This is a genomic window from Spectribacter hydrogenoxidans (assembly GCF_031846275.1).
Lineage (GTDB): Bacteria > Pseudomonadota > Gammaproteobacteria > Nevskiales > Salinisphaeraceae > Spectribacter > Spectribacter hydrogenoxidans.
Window position 1 is genome coordinate 37,004 of the sequence record NZ_JAVRIB010000005.1, and the last position, 25,445, is coordinate 62,448.

Genomic DNA, 25,445 nt, shown 5'->3' on the forward strand with positions numbered 1-25,445 from the left:
AATCCTGAAAAACGGGAAGATTTCCCGGCGTGGTGGCCCGCATTGTCGTGACGCGCGGGAGGGGCTAACGTAGCCGCCTCTGCCGAGCGTTCAACAAGAGAGACGTCATGAGCGAGAACGTCGAACACCTCGAAACCGGGCCGGCCTGGGCCAGCGCGTTGGGCGTGGTCGCGATCGTGCTGGGGGTGCTGCTGGTGGCCGCCCACGGCAACGAATGGGTGACGCAGTACACGATTCCCGCCGTCGGCGACACGGTGTCGGAAATGCCGCCCGCCGACTGTCCGCAAGACGAGCTGGAGGAAGAGGGCCTGACCGTCGCCCAGTGCGAACAGATGGTCTCCAACCTGCAGAGCATTCGCGTGTCGCGACCGGACTGGTTTCGCAGTTCGCAGCTGGTGATGTCCGCGGTGGGCACCGGCCTGGCATTTGCCTCGATCCTGGTGGGCGCGGCGCTGGTCAATTATCGCCGCTGGGCCGCCGGCGCCGCGGTCGTGGTATTCGGGGCCCTGGCGGCCGTCGATGTCATCACCTTCGTCACCGCGGTACAGACCGGGCCAATCCTGCGGGCCATGTATCTGTGGGATGCGCTGCTCTGGTTCTGCCTGCACCTGATGATGATGCTGGGCGCCGTGGTCGGCGCGCAGCATGAAAAGACCGCCTAACGCGGTTGCCACCGTCCAGCTAAGCGAGAGCCGATATGGCAAACAAGGCCTACCGACCCACCGCCGTCATCACCCACTGGCTGATCGCGGTATCCATCTTCTTCCTGTTCATCTCCAGCTGGTGGATGCTGGCCCTGCCGCTGCCGGGTCCGGAATTCCAGTTCCGTGCCTTCCCGTTCCAGCTGCACAAGAACCTGGGCATCACCCTGGTATTCCTGCTGTTCCTGCTGCTGTATGTGCGCCTGCGCCACCGGCCGGTGCCGGAACAGTCGCCGGCGATGAAGCCCTGGATGCACAAGCTGGCGGCCATCGATCACGTAATCCTGTATCTGGTGATCTTCGCCTGCTGCATCAGCGGCTACATCTCCTCGTCATTCAGCGGCTGGGGCACCACCCTGTGGTGGACCGTCGACCTCTACCACTGGGGCTGGGAGGATGAAGACCTGAACATGCTGTTCTCCGACATCCACCTGTGGACCTGCTGGGCCCTGCTCGGCCTGATCGCCGTGCACATCAGCGGCGCCATCTACCACGCCTTCGGCAACGACGGCATCGTGCGGCGCATGCTGCGGCTCTGATTCCTCGCAAGCCCACCCCCTCTCCCCGCCTGCGGGGAGAGGGCCAGGGAGAGGGGAAATCAGACAATCGGACGATCGCCGGCAACATCGTCACGACTCAGCCGGATCTCATCCGCTGCGATCGCAGGCCAGCCCAAATCTGGCCACCACCCGCCCCATCACCGACAATGACCAGCCCGCATCCGGATAACCCCGCGGCATGAGCTGGAAAACGCAGCGCGACGAAATCGAACAGCGCCGGCACGCCGCCCTGGAACAGGGCGGCGAAGAGGCCGTGGCCAAACAGCACCGCAAGGGCCTGCTGACCATCCGCGAGCGCATCGACGGCCTGCTGGACGCCGATTCCTTTCGCGAGGTCGGCCCCATCGCCGGCCACGGCGAACGCGACGGCGGTAACCTCACGGAATTCCAGCCCGCCAACTTCGTGCTCGGCATCGGCCGCATCAAAGGCCGTCACTGCGTGGTCGGCGGCGAGGACTTCACCCAGGGCGGCGGCTCGCCCAACGCCGCCGGCCTGAGAAAAAGCGTCTACACCGAGGAACTGGCCTGCCGCTATCGTGTGCCGATGGTCCGGCTGCACCAGGGCGCCGGCGGCAGCGTGGCCGGCAGCTCCGGCAAGGGCCAGAGCCACGCACCGGTGTACGAGACCCACCGCTTCAAGTCGATCGCCCGGGCCCTGAAGACCGTCCCGGTGGCCAGCGCCGCGCTGGGCGCCGTGGCCGGCATGCCCGCCGGCCGGCTGGTGTCCTCCCACTTCGCGGTCATGACCCGCAATTCCCAGGTGCTGATCGGCGGCCCGGCATTGGTGGAGCGTGCCCTCAAACGCAAACTCACCAAGGAAGAACTCGGCGGCCCCGAGGTGCACGAATCCTCCGGCGTGGTGGACGCCGTGGTCGAGGATGAACAAGCAGCGTTCGACGCCATCCGGCGATTCCTGAGCTACCTGCCGGCCAACGTGTCGGAACTGCCGCCGGTGGTGGAAACCACCGACGCCCCCGAACGCCGGGACGAGGCCCTGAACGACGTCATCCCGGACAACCGGAAGATGACCTACGACGTGCGCGCCATCCTGCACGGCGTGCTCGACCGCGGTTCGGTCTTCGAGATGACCGCCGGCTACGGCCCCAGCCTGATCACCGCCCTGGCCCGCCTGAACGGTGTGCCCGTCGGCGTTCTGGCCAACGACTGCACCCGCATCGCCGGCGCCATGGACGCCAGCGCCTGCCGCAAGCTCAAACGCTTCGTCGAGTTCTGCGAGCAGTTCCACCTGCCGGTCATCAGCTTCGTGGACGAACCCGGCTTCATGATCGGCCTGCAGGCCGAACAGGACGGCACCATCCGCGCCGGCGCCGAAGCGCTGACAACGGTCGCCACCACCGCCGTGCCCTGGGCGTCGGTGGTCATGCGCAAGAGCATGGGTCTGGCCAGCGCCCTGCACTACGGCGATCAGGCATACGTGCTGGCCTGGCCGTCAGCCGAGTTCGGGGCGTTGCCGGTGGAAGGCGGGGTGGCGTTGGCGTTCAAGCGGGAGATCGAGGCGGCGGAGGACCCGGAGGCGAAGCGGCAGGAACTGGAAGAGCAGTTCGCGGCGCGGCAGTCGCCGTTTCCGCGGGCCGAGATGTTTGCCGTACATGACTTAATCAGTCCGGATGAAACCCGGCCGCGACTTTGTGAATGGCTGGATCTGACACTGCCACTACTGAAGTACTAGCTCGGACAGGTCCGACCTGGTTGAGGATTTATCCGACACCCGCCGCACCTGAGTTGGTTCTGGTGCGTACCAGGCCCAGAAGGCCTTCAAGGTCGGCGGCGTAGCTGTAGCTGCGCTGGTGGAACAGCGCGTCATCGGCATCCCAACCGGGTGCCCGAGGCCGCGGAGCAGCAGATTCTCGAGCTTTGCCAGCACCAGCCCACGTATGGGGCCTAACGCATTGCCAATGATCTGCGCTTACAGGGCGAGCGGTTAAACCGTCGGGGGTGCGCAGCGTCTAGGTCTAAGCTTCGCCATGACCTGGAAACCCGCTACAGGCGCCTGCTGCGCCCGGGCCCGGGATCAGACCTTCGTGCTCTCCGATGAGCAGGTGCGACTGCTGGAACGTCATTCCCCGGCGTTTCGCATGCACCACGTCGAGGACAGCGCACCAGGCGAACTGCCCACTTCTACCGGGGCACGCTCAACGGCGTGGACTAGGTCTATGTCCAGATTGTAGTGGATGCTTCCTGCTAACCGGCCTTTGCCGAGGTCTACACCTCGAAGATTCCGGTGACCGCCGCCAATCTGGTCTATGCCAGACAACAGCCCGGAGTTCTCGGTTCGGCCAGATAACCATCCCTGTGAGCTGTTGCTGGCCCGGCACGGTAAAGCAGGACCGCGATATCCAAGCTGGAGCATTAATCGGCCTAACCAAAAGGAAGAGTTCGCGGGCGATGTAAAAGCCCCTCTTTTTGGGGGGGGGCGACAGCGCTCATGGGATGGCAGGATCAAATTCTGGCTGGGGAGATTTTCGCGCTCAGCCCAGATTGATTTTCACCCAGCTTCGATTCGGGGGACACAATATAATGCAGCTTCTAAAGTGGACGTCGTGGATGCCGCTGCTTCTGATCGCGTCATCAGTGCATGCCACGTTCATCGTGGCACCGCATACGGCCGGCCGTGACGCGGACCTATCCGGCAATACGGTTGCCTCTCCCGAGGACGCCGGTAGCGCTCAGTATGTCAATCCGGCCGGGGTTGTAGGTGCGCCAAGCAGCCAGACGATGCTGGCGCTTGCAGCGATGAACTTTACCGCGCGCTACACCGACGACTCTCGCGGCTATCGCTCCACCAGCAGTGAGACGCCGCTCCTCCTGAACTTCTGGTACGGCCTGGGCGAGTGGAATGGCTGGCACATGGGCGTTGGCACCTACGGCTCGGTGGGCACCGCCTTCGACTTCGCTTCCGACCCGAGCAACGGGCAGACCTCGCCCTACGTCGGCAAGCTTATGGTGCTCAATCTGGGGTTCAACATGGGCCGGGCGATCACCGACGATCTGCGCTTCGGGTTCCAGATCACGCCGCGCTACGGTAAGCAGTCGCTGGAAACCCCGACCCCGGCCGGCGACGTCGACTTCGACATCGACGGCTTTGGCATCGTTGGCTCGCTGGGCCTGGTCTACGATGTTTCCGACACATTGTCGCTGGGGCTGACCTACCAAAGCACTGGGCTCGTGGATATGGACGGTGATGGCACCGTTGGTGGGCAACGCGAAAACGTGGAGCATGACCTGCACACGCCGCAGAACGTGACCGCGGGCGCGGCCTACCAATGGAGCGACAAGACACGAGTGATGGCGCAGCTCAAGTGGACCGACTATAACGACTTCGAGCGCGGCGACGTCGAGTTCGAGAACACCGCGGCCCTGAACCAGCCATTCATCGCGGATACCAAGAATCGAATCCGCTGGGGACTCGGTCTGGAGCACGAGGTCGTGCCCGACTCGTGGCTTCGGGTGAGCTTTAGCTACGAATCGTGGATGATCGAGGACTCCTCGTTGCGGCCGTATCTGTTCGACAATCGAGACCTGATGCTGATGGCTGGCTACGAGATTCGCTACGAGACGCTGAGCCTGGGATTCATTGGCGGCTACGCTGACCTGTCAGAACGTAGCGTGACTGCCTCGCAGAACCCGGTGACCCCGGGTAACTACGGCGGCAACACCGACATAATGGCGGGCGTCCGGATTACCTGGCATCGGTGAAGCCGGATCAATCGCAAATTCATAAGCGAGGCAAGGGGGATATCGCTGTCCTCCATTACCCGTGTTTTTCCAATATCCTGCGACCTGACCGGATGGATGCGGCGGCGCGTGATAGCCGATCAAAAGACTTCTGGCTCAGGTCTTATAACGGCACCGGGTTGAGCCAAGATACTTGCAACGGGGCCATCCGCGGCGTCTCGGCCGGCGGACAGTACCTGGCGGCTGACGAATAGCTGCCATAGGCGCACGATATCGACAGGCGGGGACGGCAGCAGCGACTCGCCATGTCAGTGCTGTTAGGGCTACCCGACGGGGCGAGATTACCGCGCGCCTTCGGCGCTCGCAATGACCTGGGCGAAACCGTGTTCAGCGCGGTCGCGGGGGAACGTCGGGAAGCTGCGCGACGGACGGGGGATCAGGGCGGATTATAGCTGCCGACGACAACTACGCCTGAACAGCAGGTGTGGGGGAGTAATCGGATTGCCTGGCAACCGGCAAACCGCTGCAGTAAATGAAAAGCCGGTGACCAGCGCCCGGGGGGAAGAGGGAGACGCCAGCCACCGGCAATCAGGAAATGATGAAGGAGAGCAGCCCTGTTACCAGTCGCCGCCTCCGTCGTCATCTTCACCGTCATCCCCGCCGCCAGTCTGGTTCCAGTCGTCGTCGCCGTCCTGGTCGTCGCCGCCGCCAGCCTTGTAGGCAGCCTGAGCGGCCTGCGGCTGATCCTGTACGGCCGTGGAACCCGATGTGGCGTCGGCAGCAGCGGTGCCGGCGAACGCCATGGTGACCATTGCCATCATGGCAAAGAACAGATTGCGGATCTTGCTGAGGGTCTGCATAAAGAACCTATCGTTTCAAATGAGCGACACGGCGCTTCGAGATTGATCGCGTGCCGTAATTAGCAGGTTGCAACCCTCGTGCCAGCTCCCAGAGGCGCTGAAACCCTTGTTTGACCGTTCATGACCCGGATTTTGTTGTGTCGTACTGACACATGTGCCGGCAGGTCTGGGGGTGCCGCGCCACCCTCAATCGCCATGGCGCCGGCATTGCCGTACATGCCGAGCCACACCACATCCTTCTTCGCCTGGCAGCCGCGCATCCTCAGGAGATCGAAAAGCCTTCGTAGCCATTCTCGGCGATATCGGCGCAAAGCTTCCGGTAGTTCCCGAACCCGCCGATATAGGGCAGGAAAACGCGCGGCTTGCCGGGTATGTTCGCACCCATGTACCAGGAATCCGCCTGCGGGAACAGAGTGGCGTCCGCAAGTTCGCCAACGTGCTCGCCCCATTCCTGCTCGGCCGTAACAGTCGGTTCAATGGTCTTAGCGCCAATCTCCCGCATATGGGCCATGCAATCGGTAATCCACTCGACGTGCTGTTCGATCGAGGTCGGCATGTTGCCGAGCACCGACGGACTGCCGGGGCCGGTAATCATGAACAGGTTGGGGAAGTCGGCCATGGCCACACCCAGATAGGTCTGCGGACCGTGCGCCCATTTTTCTTCCAGCTTGACGCCGGACCGGCCACGGAAGTCGATACGGGTGAGGGGCCGGGTCATGGCATCGAAGCCGGTGGCGAACACGATGGTGTCGAGCTCGACGGTTCTGCTCTCGGTGCGGATACCCGCCGGCACGATTTCCACGATCGGTTCTTCCCGCACGTCGATGAGGTCGACGTTGTCGCGGTTGTAGGTTTCGAAATACCCCTGATCGAGCGGCAGGCGCTTGGTGCCGATGGGATAGCCCGTGGGTATGAGCTTGCGCGCCGTTTCCGGATCGTCGACCTTGTCCCGGATTTTTTCACGCACGAAGTCGGCGGCGATGTCGTTGGCCTGCTTGTCGAACAGCAGATCGTTGTAGCTGCCGAACATCCATTCGAAACCGCCCTTGGCCCAGTCGGCCTCGAACTGGCGGCGGCGTTCTTCCTCGCTGACGTCCAACACGCCATGATCCTTCAAATCATAGGGCTGCCCAATCGTCGCCCATCGACAATTCTCCCTGATTTCCCGGATGTTGCGCTTGAGCGTTTCGCGTTGCTCGTCTGTCAGTGGCACATTGCCCGCCGGCACGCTGAACTGGGGCGTGCGTTGGAAAACAGTGAGGTGGTCTGCCTGCTCGGCGATGACGGGAATACACTGGATGCCGCTGGATCCGGTACCGATCACGCCGACGCGTTGCCCCGTGAAGTTTACCCCCGCCTTGGGCCACTGGCCCGTGTGATACCAGTTGCCGGCAAACGAATCGCGCCCCGGAATCTCGGGAACCTGCGTGGCGGACAGACACCCGACGGCGGTGATGACAAACTCGGCCGTCACCGTCTCGCCGTGATCAGTTTCGACAACCCAGTGGCCAGCGGTTTCATCGTAGCGGGCACTGGTAACACGTGTCTCGAAATCGAATGCGGAGTGGAGGTCGAAGCGCTCGGCCACGTACTCCAGGTAGCTCAGGATTTCCGGCTGCGGCGGAAAGCGGCAGCTCCAGTTCCACTCCTGTTCCAGTTCCCGCGAGAATGAAAAGCAGTAGACCCAGCTCTCGGAATCCGAGCCGGCGCCGGGATAACGGTTCCAGTACCAGGTGCCGCCGACACCATCACCCTGCTCGAACGCGCGCAGCGTGAAGCCCAGCTCCCTCAACTTATAGACGGTGTACAACCCGGAAAAGCCGGCACCGATCACCACCGCGTCGACGTCGGTGGCTGCTGATAGTTTCCGGGCGATAGATTCGCTGGACATGGCGCTCCTCCTGATACGTAATAAGTATGTCAGCGTGCGTTGCAACCGCTATCGACGACAAGCCAGGAAGTCCGGCTTCGCTGCCACATCGCAAGATCACCCTGGAACGATCCCCGAGTTTTCGGCCTACGGGTTAAAACTCGAAAATCGTGTGCTCCTCGGTCATGAAGATGTAGGACTTGCTGAGGTCGAGAAACTCGGCCTCGTCCTCGACCAGGCGCTGCATCGCCGCCTGGCCTTCCTCGGTTTCCGCCGCGCGGATGAGGTCATCCATGCTGTCCCACCAGACTTCGGTAATGCCGTCATAGGGTTCCGCCATGCCACGAGCTTCGCGCAGTTGCTCGTTGACCGATGTATCCAGCTTGTGGCTCTGCACATAGCGGCGGGCACCAATCTGCTCGGCCACACTTTTAACCAGCGGACCATGCACGTTGAGCCAGCGATCGTAGAACGCTTCCGGGGTGAAATCGGATCGACGGTGACAGATGTAGACGAGCTTGATCATGATGTTCTCCTGCCCTGGGAATCAGTGGTTTCAGCATGATGCTCAGCACTGGCCCCTGACAATGACGCCAGCGGCGACGCTCGAAGAATGACGCCCCGTCAAAACTTCATGCGATAGCAAAGCCCTCGTATCCCTTGGCCTTGAGGTCTTCGCAAGCCTGACCATAGGCGTTGACACCGCCAATGTAACCGAGCAGGCGCTGCTGCTTGCCCGCCACATTGGCGCCCGTGTACCAGGACTTGGTACGGGGGATGAGGGTCATGGCCGCGAGTTCGTCGTGGTGGTCGATCCACGACTGTTCCATTTCCGGCGTGGGCTCGATGGTGCGGCGGCCCTGCCGCTCGAGATAGGCGATGCAGTCGGCGATCCAGTCCACCTGCTGCTGCAGGCAGGTGGGCGCGTTGCAGAATGCCGAAGCCGGTGCGAACGGCGCCGAGGTGGTGAACAGGTTGGGATAGCCGTGGATCTGCAGGCCCATGGTGGTGCGGATCTCCTGCGACCACTGGTCGGCAAGGGCCACGCCATCCCGGCCACGGATGTCGAAGCCGGTCAGCCCGCCGGTACCGGCATCGAAGCCGGTGGCCAGAATGATGACGTCCAGCGGGTATTCGGTGTCCGCGGTGCGGATGCCGGCCTCGGTGAAGCACTCGATGGGCGCTGCCTTGATGTCAACGAGGTCCACGTTGTCACGGTTGTAGGCTTCGAAATAATTGGTCTCCAGCGGCACGCGGCGGGTGCCGAAACCGTGGTCGGTCGGCACTAGCTTTTCCGCCATGGCGGGATCGTCGATACGGGCGCGGATGCGCTCGCGGACGAACTCCGAGATTTCCTCGTTGATGGCCTCGTCGAAGAACACCTCCTTGAAGCCGCCGATCCAGAGCTTCAGGGAGCCATCCTCGTACAGGCGTTCCAGCGTATGCCGCCGCTCCTCGGGGGACAGATCAGCGGCATCGCGTTCGTCCAGGTCCTCGCTGAACCCGGCGAATGTGTGGTGCACCTGCGACCGGATGGCGGGATAGCGGGCCCGAAGGGCGGCCCGGTCGTTGTCGTCATAGGTCGGGTTGTGCATGGGCAGGGCGTAGTTGGCCGTGCGCTGGAAAACGGTGAGATGCTCGACCTCGGCGGCAATGGTCTGGATCACCTGGATACCGGTGGCGCCGGTGCCGATCACACCGACCCGCTTTCCGGCCAGGTCCACCCCCTCCCGCGGCCATCTTGCCGTATGGACGATTTCCCCGGTGAAGGTCTCGTGCCCTTCGAACGGCGGTACCAGCGGCGCCGACAGCGGGCCGAGGCAGGTGATCAGGAATCGCGCGGCCACGGTTTCGCCGGTGTCGGTCGAGATTTTCCATTGGCCGGTAGCCTCGTCCCAGTGGGCCGCATCAACACGGGTGTTGAACGTGATGTCCCGGCGCAGGTCGAAGCGATCGGCCACATGATTCAGGTAACGCTCGATCTCCGACTGGCTGGGGAAGCGCTCCTGCCAGTTCCACTCATCCAGCAATTCGTCCGAGAACCAGTACTGATACTCGTGCGACAGCGAATCAGTCCGGGCACCCGGATAACGGTTCCAGTACCACGTGCCGCCTACCTCGCTGGCGGCATCGAACACCCGCACGTGCAGACCCTGCTCGCGCAAGCGGTACAACTGGTACAGGCCGGCGACCCCGGCGCCAATTATGACGGCATCCACGCGCTGCGACTCGGCCATTGTTTTCTCCTCTCGCTAATCTGATTGTTGTATCCAGCCACGTTAGCAACGACACTGCCACGGCAGTTGACATTACGCGCGGATTAGTTTGCATTAGACGCATACAATCCCGACAGGTGCGTCATGTCCGGTTCGTTCGTTTCCAGCGCCATCCTGGTGGGGGCTGATGCCGTGATTCGCGCCCACGGCGTGAACCCTGCCGAATTGGCACCACGGGCGGGCGTGCCCGTTTCGGCCCTGAACGATCCCGACATGATGGTCCCCGCCCGTTCGGTGCTGCGGTTGTTCGAGCTGGCGGCGGCTGCCTGCGACGATCCGAGCTGGGGTCTGCGCCTGGCCTACAGCGTACGGCTGGCCACGGTGATCGGGCCGCTGTGGATTCTGCTGCGCAACGCCCGCACGGTGGCACAGATGTGCACGGACTTCGCGCACAATTTCGACCTCTACACCAGCGCCGCGCGCATCACCTTCGAGCCCGTCCCCGGCGGCGGCCTGCTCAACTGGACGGCCACCCTCGGCCAGACCGAAAGCGAGGTGCAGATGGCCGAGTTCGCGATGGCCACCTGCTGCAATGAGATCCGCACCCATTGCCCGCCGGGATGGATGCCACGGGCGGTGCTGTTCCGGCACGCCGCCCCAGCGGATCTGAACCTGCATCGCCGCCTGTTCGGCCACGACCTGCGCTTCGACCAGGACCGCAATGCCCTGCTTTTGGACGATACGACGCTCGTGCAGCCCCTGCGCGGCAGCGCCACGCACGTCCGTACGCTGGTACGGGCGGTGCTGCGTCATGAAGGAGCAACGCTCGGCGGGGATCTGCCAGCCCAGGTGGAGGTCATCATCCGCCGGCTGCTGCCGTTCGCCCCCTGCACCATCGGCAACGTCAGCCTCGCCATGGGGATGGCCCCGCGAACCCTTCAGGCACACCTGCAGCAGCATGGGCAAAGCTTCAAGAACATCAAGGATGCCGTGCGTGCGGAACTGGCTCTGAAATACCTGCTGCATTCCAGCATGAGCATCGGCCAGATCGCGGATTGCCTCGACTATGGCGACATCACTGCCTTCAGCCGCTCATTCCGGCGCTGGCACGGCCGCTCCGCGCGCGACATGCGGGCGCAGTGGGACGCCCGGCACGAGACGCCTTCGCTCACGGCACGCTAGTGCGTCGTCGTGCTACTTGAGCTCGCTCGACGTCTTGCCCAGCAGCCGGCGCGCCACGATCAGCAGCTGGATCTGCTGGGTGCCTTCGAAGATATCCAGGATCTTGGCGTCACGGGCCCATTTCTCCAGCAGGGTGTCTTCCGTGTAGGCGGCGGGGCCTACCAGCTCCAGGCAGCCCAGCGACACGCTGGTGCCCACACGGCCGGCCTTGGCCTTGGCCATCGAGGCCTGCAGGGAGTTGGGCTGGCTGTTGTCGGCCATCCAGGCGGCCTGCAGGGTGAGCAGGCGGGCGGCTTCGTACTCGGCCTCCATGTCGATGAAGGCAGCCGCGGCGGCGGCCTGGGACTGGGCGGGGCGGTCATAGTCGATCTCGACCCCGGCCGCTTCCAGCAGCCGCCGGGTTTCCTCCAGGCTGGCGCGGGCCAAACCGATAGCCATGGCGGCGACCAGCGGACGAGTATTGTCGAAGGTCTTCATTGCCCCGGCGAAGGAACGCTTGGTGTCGATCTCGGGCGACCCCAGCAGGTTTTCCTTGGGCACCCGGCAGTCGGTGAATTGGATGGTGGCGGTGTCCGAGGCGCGGATGCCCAGCTTGTGGTCCAGCCGCACCACGTCCATGCCCGGCGTGCCCTTGGGCACAACAAACGACTTGATCGCCGCACGCCCGGCCGCGGGGTCCAGCGTGGCCCAGACCACCACGGTGTCGCAGCGGCCACCGGCGGTGACGTAGATTTTCTCGCCGTTTAGCACGTAGTCGTCGCCATCCTCGACCGCGCGGGTGCGGATGGCGGCCGAGTCCGACCCGGCGCCCGGCTCGGTGATGGCCATGGCCGCCCAGCAGCCCTCGAAGCGTTCGGCCTGTTCCTCGTTGGCCACGGCGGAGATCGCGGCGTTGCCCAGCCCCTGCCGCGGCAATGACAGGGCCAGGCCGACGTCACCCCAGCACAGTTCGATCATGCCCAGCACCGCCGACATGTTGCGGCCGTTGACCACGCTGCCGTCGGCAGACTTTTCCTGGCTGAGCTTGCCGGCCCCGGCGCCTTCGCCGCCACTGTCGTTCATGCCGTCCAGTAGCGCGGCCAGGGTATCCAGTTCCTTCGGATACTCATGCTCGGCGCGATCGTACTTGCGCGAGATGGGGCGGAACATTTCCCGGGCCACCTGGTGGGCCTGGTCAACGAGGCCGCGATAGCGTCTGGGATTTTCGAGATTGATCATGGTTTTCTGCTCGAAGTAAGAAGAAGGATCCGCAGATTTCGCCGAATACGCAGATTCAACAGAAGAAAGAACGTTTCTCGCATCAGCCGGATAACGGCTTAATCCGTAGACGATCCATCGCCGTATCTCTACGAAATTCCCTTCAGAATAGTCTGTGCAATATCTGCGTAATCTGCGGATAAAAACGTCTTAAAGACACGCCCCGCCGTGCATCACGCCGACCGCCCGCAGGTCGCGGTACCAGCGCTCCACCGGGTGTTCCTTGACGAAGCCGTGGCCGCCGAGCAATTGCACGCCCCAGCTGCCGATGGCCATGCCGTGGCGGCCGGCCAGCCGATGGGCGATGGCGGCTTCCTTCGTGAACGGTTTGCCGGCGTCGGCCAGGGCGGCGGCGCGCCAGGCGGCCAGACGCAGGCCTTCCAGTTCGATGGCCATGTCGGCGATGGCAAAGGCCACGGCCTGCCGGTGGCTGATGGGTTCGCCGAAGGCCTGGCGGTCGTTGGCGTAGTCGGTGACGTAGTCCAGCACAGCTTGGCCGGTGCCGGCAGCCAGGGCACACCAGGCCAGGCGCGACAGGGCGATTAGTTCACGGACGTCGCAACCGGCATCACCACCCAGCTGATTGCCGGCCGGCACCCGGGCGTCGGTCAGCGTCAGCCGGCCGGTGCCGGCGGCGCGCAGGCCCATGGCCGGTTCGACGTCAATCGACAGCCCCGGCGTATCGCGTTCGGCGATGTAGACGCCGATTCCGCCATCGGCTGCGGCCGCCGTCACCAGAAAGAACTCGGCATCCGCCGCCCGGGGTACCAGCGTCTTGATGCCGTCGAGCCGGACCTCGTCGCCCTGCGCCGTCGCGGTAGTGGCCGGGGTCAACGGGTCGAACAGCGTCCGGGGTTCAGCCACGGCGATGGCAGCGACCGGGGGCTGCTCGCCGGCAAACGGGGCGAGGTAGGCCGCCTGCTGTTCGGCTGTGCCCCAGCGCAGCAGGGCGTTGGCGGCACTCACCGGGGCCAGGCAGGCCACGGCCAGGCCCATGTCGCCGTGCGCCAGGGCCTCGGCAATCAAGGCGCCGGTGACCGCCGAATGCTCGGCGCCGGCGCCGTCCAGTGACTCCGGTACCGACAACGAGGCCAGCCCCAGGCCGGCGGCCTCGTCCAGCAGTTCGGTCGGGGCCGCGCAGGCCTCGTCCGCGTTGGCAGCGGCACTGCGCAGGCGTTCCCCGGCGAAACGGGCCGCCGCTTCCCGCAGCATGGCCTGGTCGTCGGTGGGCGTCAGGTCGAACACGCCGGCGGGACCAGCACCCGGCGGCCGGCCTGGCGCGGACAGCGAACGCGCGGCCTTGAACGCGCGGTTGCCGGCGGTGGCGGCGGCGAAGCCGGCCCGGCTGCCGTGGTAGACGAGTCGGTCGAAACGCGGCCCCAGGCCAGTGCGCTGCAACCAGGGATTGGCCGCCACGCGCCGCAGCACGGCCAGGCCGAAACCAGTGGGATTTAGATTCATGTCGTCTCCTGTCAGGCGGATGCCCCGGGCTGTAGCCGCTGGCGCATGCGGCGTATGCGATCGATCAGGCCGCGGCCCAGGCCGACGGGTTCTTCGGTGACCGGCCGGGCGGCGTAGCGTCGCGTCTGTTCCGGGTTCTGTCGCAGCGTGTGATGCCGTTCCAGCGCGGAACGCACGCTGATGCGGCACATGGTCTGGCGCAGCGGCCGGACCAGGAAGCGGTAGACCTGGCTGCGGTTGATCAGGTCAATGGCGTCGTGGGCGTCGGCCCGCTCGGTGACGATGATGGATACCAGATTGGGCGCGTGGGTCTTGAGCAGACCCAGCAGTTCGACGATGCGCGTGTTCTCCACCCGCACGTCGGAAATCAGCACGCCTATATCCTCGCTCTGCAGCCGTTCCACGGCGGTGTCCAGATCGGCGGCCTCGATCACGCGGTAGTTGCCGCCGAGCACGCCGGCCATTTCGGCGCGGCGGGCCGGCGACGGATCCAGCACCAACACGCCGGGCCCGGCCGCCTCGGACGGTCCGGTGTCCGCCGGCATATCGGCATCGGCATCCGTGATATCCGCCGGCGTCGAGGCCGCGGGCGCCGCCGGTACCGGTGCGGCAGCGGCAGCCGCGGCGGCCTCGTCGATAATGGCAAGCAGTTCGTCGTTGACCCAGGGTTTGCTGATGAAACGGAAAATCTCGCCTTCGTTGATCGAGCCGATGATGGCGTTGAGATCGGCGTAGCCAGTCAGCAGCAGGCGCATGGCGCCGGGCTGGATCGTCCGGGCCTCGCGCAGTAGTTCGAAACCGGTCATGCCGGGCATGCGCTGGTCGCTGACCAGCACATCCACCGGATGCTCGCGCAGCACCGCCAACGCCGCCTCGCCGCCCTCGGCGATGCGCACATTGTAGCGGCGCCGGCAGAGCATGCGCAGGCTGGTGAGGATGCGCGGCTCGTCGTCAACGAACAGCACGCGGGGCCGGGACCCGAGGGCCGGGGCTTGCGGGGTATCGGGATCCAGCTCGCTCATGCCGACATCTCCTCGGCCACGCCGACCGGCTCGGCCGTGTCCGCGGCCTGCGCCTGACGCAACGGCAGCATGACCGTGAATTCCGTGCCCCGCCCGGGCACCGAGGCGGCGACGATGCGGCCGCCGTGTTCGTTGACGATGCGGTAGACGATCGCCAGCCCCAGGCCGGTGCCCTCGCCCAGCGGTTTGGTGGTGAAGAAGGGGTCGAATATCTGCGACCTGGTGGCTTCATCCATGCCGGCGCCGGTGTCCCGGATGCGCACCAGCACGCGGTCGCCTTCGTGGCGGGTGATCAGCGTCAGTCGGCCGGCGTCGCCCATGGCCTGCCCGGCGTTGGTGATCAGGTTGAGAAACACCTGGTTGACCTGCGAGGGCGCACACTCGATCTCGGGCAGTTCGCCATAGTCGCGCACCACCTCGATGCGGTGCTTGAGCTGGCCCTGGCAGATGTTGAGCGCGGCATCCAGGCCGTCGTTGAGGTCGACGAACTCGGTGCGGGACCGGTCCAGGCGGCTGAAGTCCTTGAGGTTGGCCACCAGCTCGCCGATCTGGGCCAGGCCGTGGTGATTGTCGGCCACCAGCTGCTGCAGCTCCTCCAGCAAGGTGTCGGGCTCCAGCTCGGCCTTCAGCTGTTCCATCTCCTGCAGGGCGCGGGCGGTGGCCTCGAAGTCGGCCGCCGGGTTATCAAGCAGGGCCAGGGCATCGCGATAGCAGGTCAGCAGCATCGCCACTTCCTGCATCGAGGTGGACACGATCTCGTTGTTGCTGCGCACGTAACCCAGCGGCGTGTTGATCTCGTGCGACACGCCGGCAACCATCTGGCCCAGCGACGCCATCTTCTCGGACTGGACCAGCTGGGCCTGGGACGACTTCAGATCGGCCATCGCCTGTTCCAGATGCTCGGTGCGACGGGCCACCCGCTGTTCCAGTTCCACGTTGGCATCGCGCAAGGCATCGTTGGCGGTATCCAGGCTGCGGTAGCTCGCGCGCAACCGCCAGCCCAGCCAGGCCAGCCCCAGCAGCAACAAACCGGCATAGGCCAGCAGCGCCCAGCGGTATTGCTGGGCCGCGGCCAGCCGTGCACCGCGGGCGTCGGCATACGCAGTCTGTATTTCGCCCAGACGCTCGTTGGTCGGAAACGCCAGCAGCTTTTCCAGCGCCGTCTGCACCACCTGCTTGTCGCTGAGCACCGCGTTGCCCAGCGAGGCCAGCCGCCGGAACGGCGTGCCCGCACCATCCGGCAGCGCGATGTCGGACTGGCTCACGCGGTAGAGCATGTCCTCGACCGCCTCGAGGTTGGTCGGGTTCGGCAGCATGCCGTAGGCGAGGATTTCCTTGTTGAAGCGGTTGACGAAGTCGATCGCCGGATCGAATTCGTCGGTGACCGGCAACTGGGCCAGCAGTTCGTCGGACACGCTCGGGATCAGGGCCAGCGCATTAACTAGCCGCAGGTTGCGGCGCTCGTACTCGCGGCCCAGTTCCACTTTCTCGCGCATGGCGACGATGTAGTCCGCACGGGCCGAGTCCATGGCCGGGGCGATGCCGGCCAGCGGCCCGGTATCGGCGGCCAGATCGTCCATGCGGGCGGCGACCTCGTCGAGCAGTTCGTAGAGCACGTCGCGCTGCACGTCGACAATCAGCCGGGCGCGGGCAACCTCTTCATTGAAACGGGCGTCGAGGCGTTCCAGGGATCGGAACTCGGCGCGTACCGCGTCCTCGTTGCCGGCTTCCAGCCCGCGAATGGCCACCACCAGCGCGGCCAGGCCGGCGACCGCGGCCACCGCCAGGCCCGCGATGAAAAGCGGTTTGATCCGCATGTTGTCTCCCCCCTCTTGTTCGTATTGTTTTTCAGCCATCGCACCGGCACGGAACCGGCGGGGCCGTCGGGGGTCTGCGTCACGGAAACCGGTAGTGCCCCGGCGCAGCCCCCTAGCCGTACTGTGCTTCGACCATGTCCACTTCGTCCACATAGGACCGCATGGCCTGGTCGCGAGTCATCCCCTTGCGCTTGGCCCAGGCGTCGTACTTCGCCCGTTCGATCACGTTGAGCATACCCGGCCGCTTGCCGGACACGTCGCCGTCGGTCGCCTGTCGGTACAGGGCATACATGGTCAGCTTGTAGTTATTGCTGGGCTTGAAGTCACCGTCCGTCGGGGCGTTGCGCACCTTGTCGACGGCCGCGTTGAACTGTTGTTCCAGATCGGACATGGGGCGTTATGTCTCCTGTGGCTAGCGGGTCGAAATCCGCGCGACGCTGTTCGTTTGTCGGTCCTGCTCGGCCGGCGGACTGACGTCGGCCCTACACGGACTCGAGGCCGGCATTGCACATCACGATCCCATGGCCTGCTTCACGCGCTGCCGCAGTCGGCCGCGTGACTTGCCGTGCAGCCATTCGGACAGTGCGGTGTAGACCTGCGGGTGGTTCATGATCTCGAAGTGGTTCATGCCGAAGAAAATGCGGCCGTCGGCATCATTGAAGTGCAGCCGACGGCTGGGCTTGCGCGATGCGCCGGTAGCGCTGCGGATGGGCACCAGCAGGTCGCCCAGCCAGCGGTCGGCGAAGTCGCCGTGGCGGCGGCCCAGGCTGGCGGCCACCAGATAGTTGCGGGTGCCTTCCAGTGGCCTGAGCTTGCGCGGCGTGATTTTCTCGGGATGGTCGGGATCGCGCCCCCGCCAGTCCTCGTCCACCAGAAAGCCGTAGCGCAGGTCCTTCACGCCCGCGCTGCGGACATTGCCAATGCGCGCGAACGGCGCGGTGAACCGGGTCCAGGTCAGGGCGTGGGTGAACGCGCTGCCCAGCCGCTCCAGCGGGGCGCCGAGATGCGGCGAGCCCAGGCATACCAGTTCGGTGAGCTCGGACGGCCAGCGGCAGCCGGCCTCGCGCCCATAGTGAGTGGCGCTGCGGGCCACCAGCCCGCCCATGCTGTGCCCGATGATCACCAGCCGCTGGAGTTTCGCGGGATAACGTTCCACCAGTCGCTCGAGCAGCGCGGCCAGCTCGCGGCCGTTCTCGGAGATGTGGCAGCCGCTGTTGTAGCGCAGGTAGAGGGCGCTGTAGCCGTGTTCCTCGACCAGCCGGGCACCCAGATCGGGGCCGCCGGGGCGCTGCCACTGCTGATCGTTCATGCCCAGGCCGTGGACCAGGACCACCAGACGCTTGCGGGGCTTGCCCAGCGCCCGGCGCAGGCCGTCGCGGTCGATCTCGACCTCGGTGCCGTCCGCTTGATGCAGCCCCATGCGGATGGCCAGCGGGTTGCCCTCGGCCGCCATGCGGTCACCCAGCACGCCATTGAGCGCCGAGATCACGGCCAGCCGGCTGCGGCCCAGATCCAGTCCGCGGCGCACCGGCACCAGCGCCCCGGCCAGACCCACGGCCTGGTCGGCCACGATGAAGGAGGCATCGCCGATTTCGCGCACGCCGCGATAGACCCGCTGGGTGCGATCGACCAGCTGCCGGTCGATCGGGTTGACCCGACCGATGGTGCGCAGCACCGAGCTGTGCACGTCCTCGACGATGTCGGTGACGCCGAAGAACAGCCCACGCCACAGCTGGACGGCGCCCTGGGCCCAGTCCTGGGCCGACAGGCGGCGAGGCTTCACATGCTGCGTATAGCGATCACTCATTTCCGGCACTGCCATGCAATGGTGGTCAGGAGTTCGCCGAGCGCGATCAGATGCCCGCCCAGCACCGCCTTGCCGGTGACCAGCAGGGAGACGGCGATGTCGCGGGACGGATCGGCCCAGCCGAGAATGTTCATGAACCCGAGGTGGCCGTAGGCAGTCCCGGTCATGGGCCCGTACAGCCCGAACGGATTGGCGCCGAGCATCAGGCCTTCCGAATAGCGCATCGGAATCTTCAGCGTGTGGTCGAACTGCAGCCGGTTGGCCGGCCGTACGGCACGCGCCACCGTGGCTTCCTGCAGTACCTGTTCGCCCTGCCAGCTGCCGCCGTTGAGCAGCATCTGGTAGAAGCGCGACAGTTCCTCGGCGCTGGCATAGAGATTGCCGGCCGGCACCACGGCCTCCATGAAGACGTCGGTGTTGGAGGCCTCGATCACCTTCTCGAAGGGCACCGTCAGCGCCCGGGCCACCACCGCGGACAGCGGGAAGCGCACCGGCTGGCCGGCAGCGTAGTTGAGCGCACCGTTCGGGCGCAGCGCCGGTTCCAGACCGTAGGTGAAGGTCTTCATGCCCAGCGGCCGGCGCAGACGGGTGTCCAGGTACTCGCTGATCGGCGCCCCGGTCACCCGCTGGATGATCTCGCCCAGGATGAAGCCGCCAGTGATGGCGTGATAGGCCATGCGGGGGCCGTCGCGCCAGGTGGGCCTGGCCGCGCAGATCATCTCGATGCAGCGGTCCCAGTCGAGCAGGGTTTCCACCTGCGCGGCGTCGCCCGCGACATCGAACATGGGGAAACCGCCGCGATGGGCCAGGACTTCGGCCACGGTGGTCTCGCCCTTGCCGGCGGCGGCGAATTCCGGGAGGTAGTGCGACACCCGCTCATCGAGGTGGATGCCGCCCTCCTCGGCCAGCTTGTGAACCAGAATGGCGGTCACCGCCTTGGAGGCCGAGAACAGGCAGACCGGGGTATCCGGCCGGGCCAGCAGGCGCGGCTCGCGATCGTTGTTCATCGGACCGTTGCCGCGGGCGTGGCCCAGCGACCGATTGAGTACGATCTGACCCTGGCGGCGCAGACAGAGAGTGATCGCCGGATAGGCGCCGCTGCGATAGAGGTCCTCGGTGGCACCCCAGATGGCGTCCACCGCCCGCGCGGACAGCCCGCCCGCGCCGGGCGGGCGCTCCGTGCGGGTATCGATGCCGGTGACGTCCCCGAGCTCCTCGGGGACGTCGACCAGCGCGGCTCCCAGCAGGCTGCGGGTCATCGCGCGCCTCAGGACACCGCCCGGATGCGGGCCTCGCCCGGGCCGGGCTCGTCGCGGGGATGGGCCAGCGGCTCGCGCACGTAATCCTGGCTGAAGTCATCGGTAAGGATGGCTTCGTAACGCAGGGCGTCGTACTCGCGGATGCCGTCGGCGGCCGCCTGGCTGATCAGGCCCTGATTGACCGCATCGGTGAGCTGGGCGGATACATCCTCGCCACGCACCCGACCGGTCTTGACCGCCTTGAGGAACGGTTCGTAGTCGGCCTCGATCTCCTGCAGCTTCTCCAACGTGCGCAGCATGTGGCCGGTGGGACCGTTGTCGGCACCGCCGATGTACAGGTCGTACTGCAGGCGCTGATTGAGTTCGCTGTCGGTGGCGCTGTCCAGCATCACGTCGCACACGGCGGCGTTGTCGGCATCCGAGGGGCCGTCGAACTGCCGGCCGCGCGGCATGGTGGTCAGCTTGAGGATCGGCCGTACCGCCTTGACCGGGAAGTTGCGGATGACCTCGTATAGAGCCTTGTCCAGTTCGGCCAGGTGATGGGCCATTACCCAGCGCACATGGGCCATGTCGGCCTCGCTTTCCCCGTGCTCGTGCACGTAGCGCAGCGTGGCCGAAGCCATGTACAGATGACTGAGCATGTCGCCCAGACGCGCCGAGGTGCGTTCGCGCAGTTTGAGCGAACCGCCGAGCACACCCATGGCCACGTCGGAGGCGAACGCCAGCGACGCGGAGTAGCGCTCCAGCTGGCGGTAGTAGCCGGCGGTCTCGCCATCCACCGGCGCCTTCGCCAGCCGGCCGTTGGTCAGGCCCAGCACCAGGGCCCGCACGCCGCGGTTCACGGAATAGCCGATGTGGCCGAACAGCAGCTTGTCGAAATCGCGCAGGCCGGCCTTCGGGTCGGCATGGCGGGCGGCTTCCATTTCCGCGAACACGTACGGATGGCAGCGGATCGCCCCCTGGCCGAACACCATGAGGTTGCGCGTCATGATGTTGGCGCCTTCCACGGTGATCGCCACCGGCAGGGCCTGGTAGGCCGCGGCCAGGTAGTTGCGCGGCCCCATGATGATGGTCTTGCCGCTGTGGATATCCATGGCATCGGTGATGACGGTGCGCATCATCTCCGTCATGTGGTACTTCATCATCGCGGTGACGATGGACGGGGCGCAGTGATCCACCGCGCTGGCGGTGAGATTGCGGCAGGCCTCCATCGAATAGGCGTAGCCGCCGATGCGGCCCAGCGGTTCCTGGATGCCCTCGAACTTGCCGATGGCCACGCCGAATTGGCGGCGGATCTTGGAGTACGCCGAGGTGATGCCGTACATGCCCTTGCCGGTGGCGGTAGACAGCGCCGGCAGGGAGATGCCGCGGCCGGCGGACAGGCACTCCACCAGCATGCGCCAGCCGTTGCCGGCCTGTTCGGGCCCGCCAATGATGACGTCCACCGGCACGAACACGTCGGTGCCCTTGATCGGGCCGTTCATGAAGGCCGCGCCGGGGTAGTGGCGGCGGCCGATCTCGATGCCGTCGGTGTCGGTGGGGATCAGCGCACAGCTAATGCCATAGTCGGTCTTGTCCGGATCACCCAGCAGACCGTCCGGATCCTGCAGCTTGAACGCCAGGCCCATCAGCGTGGCCACCGGGGCCAGGGTGATGTAGCGCTTGGAGAAGTTCAGGCGGATGCCCACCACTTCTTCGCCGTCGACCACGCGCGTTTCCACCACGCCGGTGTCCGGCATGGCGGTGGCGTCCGACCCGGCTTCCGGCCCGGTCAGCGCGAAACAGGGAATCTCGTGGCCGGCGGCCAGGCCGGGCAGCCACTTCTGCTGCTGTGCCTTGGTGCCGTAATGCACCAGCAGCTCGCCCGGCCCGAGCGAGTTCGGCACCATCACGGTCACCGCCGCGGTCAGGCTGCGGGTGGCGATCTTGGCCACCACGCAGGACTGGCCGTAGGCGGAAAAGCCCAGACCGCCGTGCGACTTGGGGATCAGCATGGCGAAGAAGCCATTGTCGCGGATGAACTGCCAGACCTCCGGCGGCAGATCCTTGCGTTCGAAGTGGACTTCCCAGTCGTCGATCATCGCGCACAGCTCGTGCGTCGGGCCGTCCAGGAACGCCTGTTCCTCGTCGGTCAGCGTCGTGTAGGGGAATTCCAGCAGCTTCGACCAGTCCGGCCGGCCGCGAAACATCTCGCCTTCCCACCACACGTCGCCGGCCTCAAGGGCCTCGCGTTCGGTACGGTTCATCTCCGGCAGCACGCTGCGGAAGACCTTGTAGAGCGGTCGCGACACCACCGTGCGGCGCAGCGGCACCAGATTGAACAGCAGCGCCGGCGGCAGGAACAGGGCGGCGGCGATGCCGGCGCCGAGCGTGCCGTACAGGCCGGCGAAATAGCCTGCCGCCAGCAGCCCGCCGGTCACGGCGGTGAATACCGGCAGCGATACACCGCGATAAAGCAGCGTCCCGTGGAGGACGATAATCGCGAGCGCAAGGGCCAGAGCAATCATGTTTCGACTCCTGTCGCGGGTCACGCTGGGCTAGCCGGGTGCCGCGATGCAACATAGGAAAGAAATCTTTTCAAAACCTACGCCAGCGTGACGGGACTGTCAAGTTTCCGGAAAGGTGGGTTTCCTATGCTGCGGTTTGCGCTAACATGACCGTCAAACGTGCCCGGAATGAGGTTCGAGCCTTGGCCATGACCACCAAGCCCGCCGGCCGCCGTTACCGCGGCCGCACCCCGGAACAGCTGCGCGGCGAGCGCCGCCAGCGCCTGCTCGACGCCGGGCTGGCGCTGTTCGGCGAGCGCGGTTATGCCAACGCGCCGATCGAGCTGATCTGCTCCACCGGCAGCGTGGCCACCCGCCACTTCTACGAGCAGTTCGATGGTCGCGAAGCCCTGCTGCGGGCGGTGTTCGACGACCTGGTGGCGGCCACCGGCACGGTCCTGGCCACGGCGCTGAACAACCCCGACCGGGACCTGCACGAACGGGTGTCGGACGCCATCGGCCAGGCGGTGCTCTACCTGCTCAACGATCCGCGCCGGGCGCGGGTTATGTGCATGGAATCGGTCGGCGTCAGCCGCGAGATGGAGAGCCACCGCCGGGAGGCCATTCACAATCTGGCCTCGATCATCCGCGACTACTCCCAGCATCTGGCGGAAGCCGGTGAGTTGCCACAGCGTGACTACCATTTCCCCGCGGTGGCACTGGTGGGCGTGGTCAACGAGCTGATCACCGAATGGCTGGTGGAGGACACCGGGCTGGACGCCGGTGGGCTGGCCCGCGAAGCGGTGCTGATCTTCCGCGCGGTGATCATCGGCACCAAGCGATACAGCACGGACTGGCCGCCAGTCGGCTAACCCGCGCCGCCTACGGCCCCGGCCGCTGTCACGAAAACGTCGTCCGGGCTTTATCAAACGGTCATCTGACTGACGCAAATTGACGCCGTGCCTGATCACGGACCGTCGATTTGAGCCGCATTGCACTGATGACCGACGCCTGGCACCCGCAGGTCAACGGGGTGGTCACGGCCCTGTCCGCGCTGGTGTCCGAATTGCACCGCGCCGGCGACGAGGTGCGGGTGATCCATCCGGGGCGTTTCGTCACCGTGCCCCTGCCCACCTACCGGGAAATCCGGCTGGCGGCGGTGCCCTATCCGGGCGTGGCGCGCCGGCTCAAGCGCTGGCAGCCGGATGCCATCCACATCGCCACCGAAGGCCCCTGTGGCATGGCCGCCTGGCTGTACTGCCAGCGCCACGGGCTGCATTTCACCACCTCGTTTCATACCCGGTTTCCCGAATACGTGCACGCGCGCCTGCCGTTCCTGCCGGTGTCGCTGGGCTACCGGGTGCTGGCGCGCTTCCACGGCGCGGCGGACGCCACCATGGTGAGCACGCCGCCGCTGGCCGACTTCCTGCGCGAGCGCGGCTTTTCCAACCTCAAGCAATGGGCACGCGGGGTCGACACCGAGCGCTTCCGGCCGCTGGCCAGCGACGTGCTGGCCAACCTGCCCCGCCCGATATTCATGTCCATGGGCCGGGTGGCGGTGGAGAAGAACATCCAGGCCTTTCTCGATCTCGACCTGCCCGGCAGCAAGGTGGTGGTGGGCGATGGCCCGGCATTCCAGTCGCTGTCGCGGCGCTATCCCGAGGTGCACTGGCTGGGCCTGAAGCTGGGCGACGATCTCGTACGGCATCTGTCCGCCGCCGACTGCCTGGTCTTTCCCAGCCGCACCGACACCCTCGGCCTGGTGCTGCTCGAGGCGATGGCCTGCGGCGTGCCGGTGGCGGCCTATCCGGTCACCGGGCCGTCCCAGGTGGTGGATTTGGGCGAAACCGGCGTGCTCGACGAAGACCTGCGCGCCGCGGCGCTGGCCGCGCTGGCCCTGGACGGCGACACCTGCCGCCGCCAGGCCGAGCGCTGGAGCTGGGCGGCCTCGGCCCGCGAATTCCGTCACAACCTGGTACCGGCGCGCCAGTCCGGGCGTGCGGCGATTCTGCGACCCCAAAGGAGACCCGGATGAAGATCCTGATTCCCGGTGGCGACGGCTTCTGCGGCTGGGCCACGGCCCTGCATCTGTCCGCCCGCGGCCACGCAGTACACCTCGTGGACAACCTATCGCGGCGCAAGATCGACATCGAACTGGGGGTGGATTCGCTCACCCCGATCGCCCCGCTGCGCAACCGGCTGGCGGCCTGGCGCGAGCTGACCGGCCGGCAAATCGAGTGGACCGATCTCGACGCCGCCCGCGACTACGACGCCCTGGAACGCCTGATCCGCGACTGGCGGCCGGATGCGGTGGTGCACTTCGCCGAACAGCGCTCGGCCCCCTATTCCATGAAGTCGGCGGCCACCAAGCGCTACACGCTGGAGAACAATCTCTCGGCCACCCAGAACCTGCTGTGCGCGCTGGTGGAAACCGGCATCGACGCCCATCTGGTGCACCTGGGCACCATGGGCGTCTACGGCTACGGCGGCGGCATGCGCATTCCCGAGGGGTATCTGACGATCCAGGCCGAGGCCTCGGACGGCGGCCGGCTGGAGCGGGAAATCCTGTTCCCGCCGGACCCGGGCAGCGTCTACCACATGACCAAGACCCAGGATCAGCTGCTGTTCTACTTCTACAACAAGAACGACGGCATCCGCATCACCGACCTGCACCAGGGTGTGGTGTGGGGCACCCAGACCCGCGAGACCCGGCTGGACGAGCGCCTGATCAACCGCTTCGACTACGACGGCGACTACGGCACCGTGCTCAACCGATTCCTGATGCAGGCCGCGGTGGGCTACCCGCTGACCGTGCACGGCAGCGGCGGCCAGACCCGGGCCTTCATCCACATCCAGGACAGCGTGCGCTGCATCGAGATGGCGCTGACGCATCCCCCGGCAACCAGTGAACGGGTGCGCATCTTCAACCAGATGACCGAGACCCACCGAGTGGCCGATCTGGCGCGGATCGTGGCGGAACTCACCGGGGCCGAGATCGCCTATCTCGACAACCCGCGCAAGGAAGCCGACGCCAACGACCTGGCCGCCGACGCCCGCTGCCTGATCGACCTGGGCCTGCAGCCCACCACCCTGCGCACCGGATTGCTGGAAGAGATCGTGGAAATCGGCCAGCGCTATCGCGAACGCTGCGACCGGGACCGCATTCCCTGTACCTCGCAGTGGACGCGGATGCCGGCAGCGGCCCGGGTGGATCGCCGCGCCGGCTGAGCCTGACTCGGGGCGGCCAATTG

20 protein-coding genes are annotated in these 25,445 nt (G+C 65.8%); 8 read left to right on the forward strand and 12 right to left on the reverse strand.

Going from position 1 to position 25,445, the window contains the following annotated elements:
• The first annotated feature begins 107 nt into the window (after positions 1-107).
• The 4 genes from RM532_RS05890 (at position 108) to RM532_RS05905 (ending at position 4,978) form a co-directional block, all read left to right on the forward strand.
• Positions 108-662 (forward strand): hypothetical protein, encoded by a 555-nt coding sequence (locus tag RM532_RS05890; protein ID WP_311652260.1) that lies wholly within the window; start codon positions 108-110, stop codon positions 660-662.
• A gap of 35 nt (positions 663-697) precedes the next feature.
• Positions 698-1,240, forward strand: a complete 543-nt coding sequence (locus RM532_RS05895; RefSeq protein ID WP_311652261.1) for a cytochrome b — start codon at positions 698-700, stop codon at positions 1,238-1,240.
• A 199-nt stretch (positions 1,241-1,439) separates the two neighbouring features.
• The gene (locus tag RM532_RS05900) at positions 1,440-2,951 is read left to right on the forward strand and encodes an acyl-CoA carboxylase subunit beta (RefSeq protein WP_311652262.1); all 1,512 of its coding nucleotides are present in this window, start codon (positions 1,440-1,442) and stop codon (positions 2,949-2,951) included.
• Between the two features lie 875 nt (positions 2,952-3,826).
• Positions 3,827-4,978 carry an OmpP1/FadL family transporter gene (locus RM532_RS05905; RefSeq protein WP_311652263.1) on the forward strand — a complete coding sequence of 384 codons (1,152 nt, stop codon included), beginning with the start codon at positions 3,827-3,829 and terminating at the stop codon, positions 4,976-4,978.
• A gap of 596 nt (positions 4,979-5,574) precedes the next feature.
• Here the strand turns inward: RM532_RS05905 and RM532_RS05910 are convergent.
• The 4 genes from RM532_RS05910 to RM532_RS05925 form a co-directional block, all read right to left on the reverse strand.
• On the reverse strand, positions 5,575-5,817 hold the full coding sequence (locus RM532_RS05910; RefSeq protein ID WP_311652264.1) for a hypothetical protein: 243 nt from the start codon (positions 5,815-5,817) through the stop codon (positions 5,575-5,577).
• Positions 5,818-6,079: 262 nt separating this feature from the next.
• Positions 6,080-7,753, reverse strand: a complete 1,674-nt coding sequence (locus RM532_RS05915; RefSeq protein ID WP_311652265.1) for a flavin-containing monooxygenase — start codon at positions 7,751-7,753, stop codon at positions 6,080-6,082.
• A gap of 88 nt (positions 7,754-7,841) precedes the next feature.
• Positions 7,842-8,213 carry an EthD domain-containing protein gene (locus RM532_RS05920; RefSeq protein WP_311652266.1) on the reverse strand — a complete coding sequence of 124 codons (372 nt, stop codon included), beginning with the start codon at positions 8,211-8,213 and terminating at the stop codon, positions 7,842-7,844.
• Between the two features lie 106 nt (positions 8,214-8,319).
• Positions 8,320-9,924: a flavin-containing monooxygenase gene (locus tag RM532_RS05925; protein ID WP_311652267.1), complete on the reverse strand. Its 1,605-nt coding sequence runs from the start codon at positions 9,922-9,924 to the stop codon at positions 8,320-8,322.
• A 123-nt stretch (positions 9,925-10,047) separates the two neighbouring features.
• On the opposite strand from RM532_RS05925, the gene RM532_RS05930 reads away from it, so the two are divergent.
• Complete coding sequence (locus RM532_RS05930) at positions 10,048-11,085, forward strand: AraC family transcriptional regulator (RefSeq protein WP_311652269.1); 1,038 nt, start codon at positions 10,048-10,050, stop codon at positions 11,083-11,085.
• A 12-nt stretch (positions 11,086-11,097) separates the two neighbouring features.
• On the opposite strand, the gene RM532_RS05935 is transcribed toward RM532_RS05930, so the two are convergent.
• The 8 genes from RM532_RS05935 to RM532_RS05970 form a co-directional block, all read right to left on the reverse strand.
• On the reverse strand, positions 11,098-12,303 hold the full coding sequence (locus RM532_RS05935; RefSeq protein WP_311652271.1) for an acyl-CoA dehydrogenase family protein: 1,206 nt from the start codon (positions 12,301-12,303) through the stop codon (positions 11,098-11,100).
• Positions 12,304-12,492: 189 nt separating this feature from the next.
• Entirely contained in the window at positions 12,493-13,803 is a 1,311-nt protein-coding gene (locus RM532_RS05940) for an acyl-CoA dehydrogenase family protein (protein ID WP_311652273.1), read from the reverse strand.
• A gap of 11 nt (positions 13,804-13,814) precedes the next feature.
• On the reverse strand, positions 13,815-14,825 hold the full coding sequence (locus tag RM532_RS05945; protein ID WP_311652274.1) for a response regulator: 1,011 nt from the start codon (positions 14,823-14,825) through the stop codon (positions 13,815-13,817).
• On the reverse strand, positions 14,822-16,642 hold the full coding sequence (locus tag RM532_RS05950; RefSeq protein ID WP_311652275.1) for a DAHL domain-containing protein: 1,821 nt from the start codon (positions 16,640-16,642) through the stop codon (positions 14,822-14,824). The genes RM532_RS05945 and RM532_RS05950 overlap by 4 nt, the downstream gene beginning before the upstream one ends.
• A 112-nt stretch (positions 16,643-16,754) precedes the next feature.
• Positions 16,755-17,033, reverse strand: a complete 279-nt coding sequence (locus RM532_RS05955; protein WP_311652276.1) for an acyl-CoA-binding protein — start codon at positions 17,031-17,033, stop codon at positions 16,755-16,757.
• A 120-nt stretch (positions 17,034-17,153) separates the two neighbouring features.
• Positions 17,154-18,464: an esterase/lipase family protein gene (locus tag RM532_RS05960; protein WP_311652277.1), complete on the reverse strand. Its 1,311-nt coding sequence runs from the start codon at positions 18,462-18,464 to the stop codon at positions 17,154-17,156.
• A complete protein-coding gene (locus tag RM532_RS05965) occupies positions 18,446-19,708 on the reverse strand; it encodes a serine hydrolase domain-containing protein (RefSeq protein ID WP_311652278.1) in 1,263 nt (420 codons plus the stop codon). The genes RM532_RS05960 and RM532_RS05965 overlap by 19 nt, the downstream gene beginning before the upstream one ends.
• A gap of 8 nt (positions 19,709-19,716) precedes the next feature.
• Positions 19,717-22,215: an acyl-CoA dehydrogenase gene (locus RM532_RS05970; RefSeq protein ID WP_311652279.1), complete on the reverse strand. Its 2,499-nt coding sequence runs from the start codon at positions 22,213-22,215 to the stop codon at positions 19,717-19,719.
• A gap of 188 nt (positions 22,216-22,403) precedes the next feature.
• Here RM532_RS05970 and RM532_RS05975 point away from each other — a divergent pair, with 188 nt between their 5' ends.
• From RM532_RS05975 to RM532_RS05985, 3 genes are all read left to right on the forward strand, one after another.
• Entirely contained in the window at positions 22,404-23,066 is a 663-nt protein-coding gene (locus RM532_RS05975) for a TetR/AcrR family transcriptional regulator (protein ID WP_311652280.1), read from the forward strand.
• 128 nt (positions 23,067-23,194) lie between these two features.
• Complete coding sequence (locus tag RM532_RS05980; RefSeq protein ID WP_423246882.1) at positions 23,195-24,229, forward strand: glycosyltransferase family 4 protein; 1,035 nt, start codon at positions 23,195-23,197, stop codon at positions 24,227-24,229.
• Positions 24,226-25,422 carry an NAD-dependent epimerase/dehydratase family protein gene (locus RM532_RS05985; RefSeq protein ID WP_311652282.1) on the forward strand — a complete coding sequence of 399 codons (1,197 nt, stop codon included), beginning with the start codon at positions 24,226-24,228 and terminating at the stop codon, positions 25,420-25,422. Before RM532_RS05980 ends, RM532_RS05985 begins: the two co-directional genes overlap by 4 nt.
• Positions 25,423-25,445 lie beyond the last annotated feature (23 nt).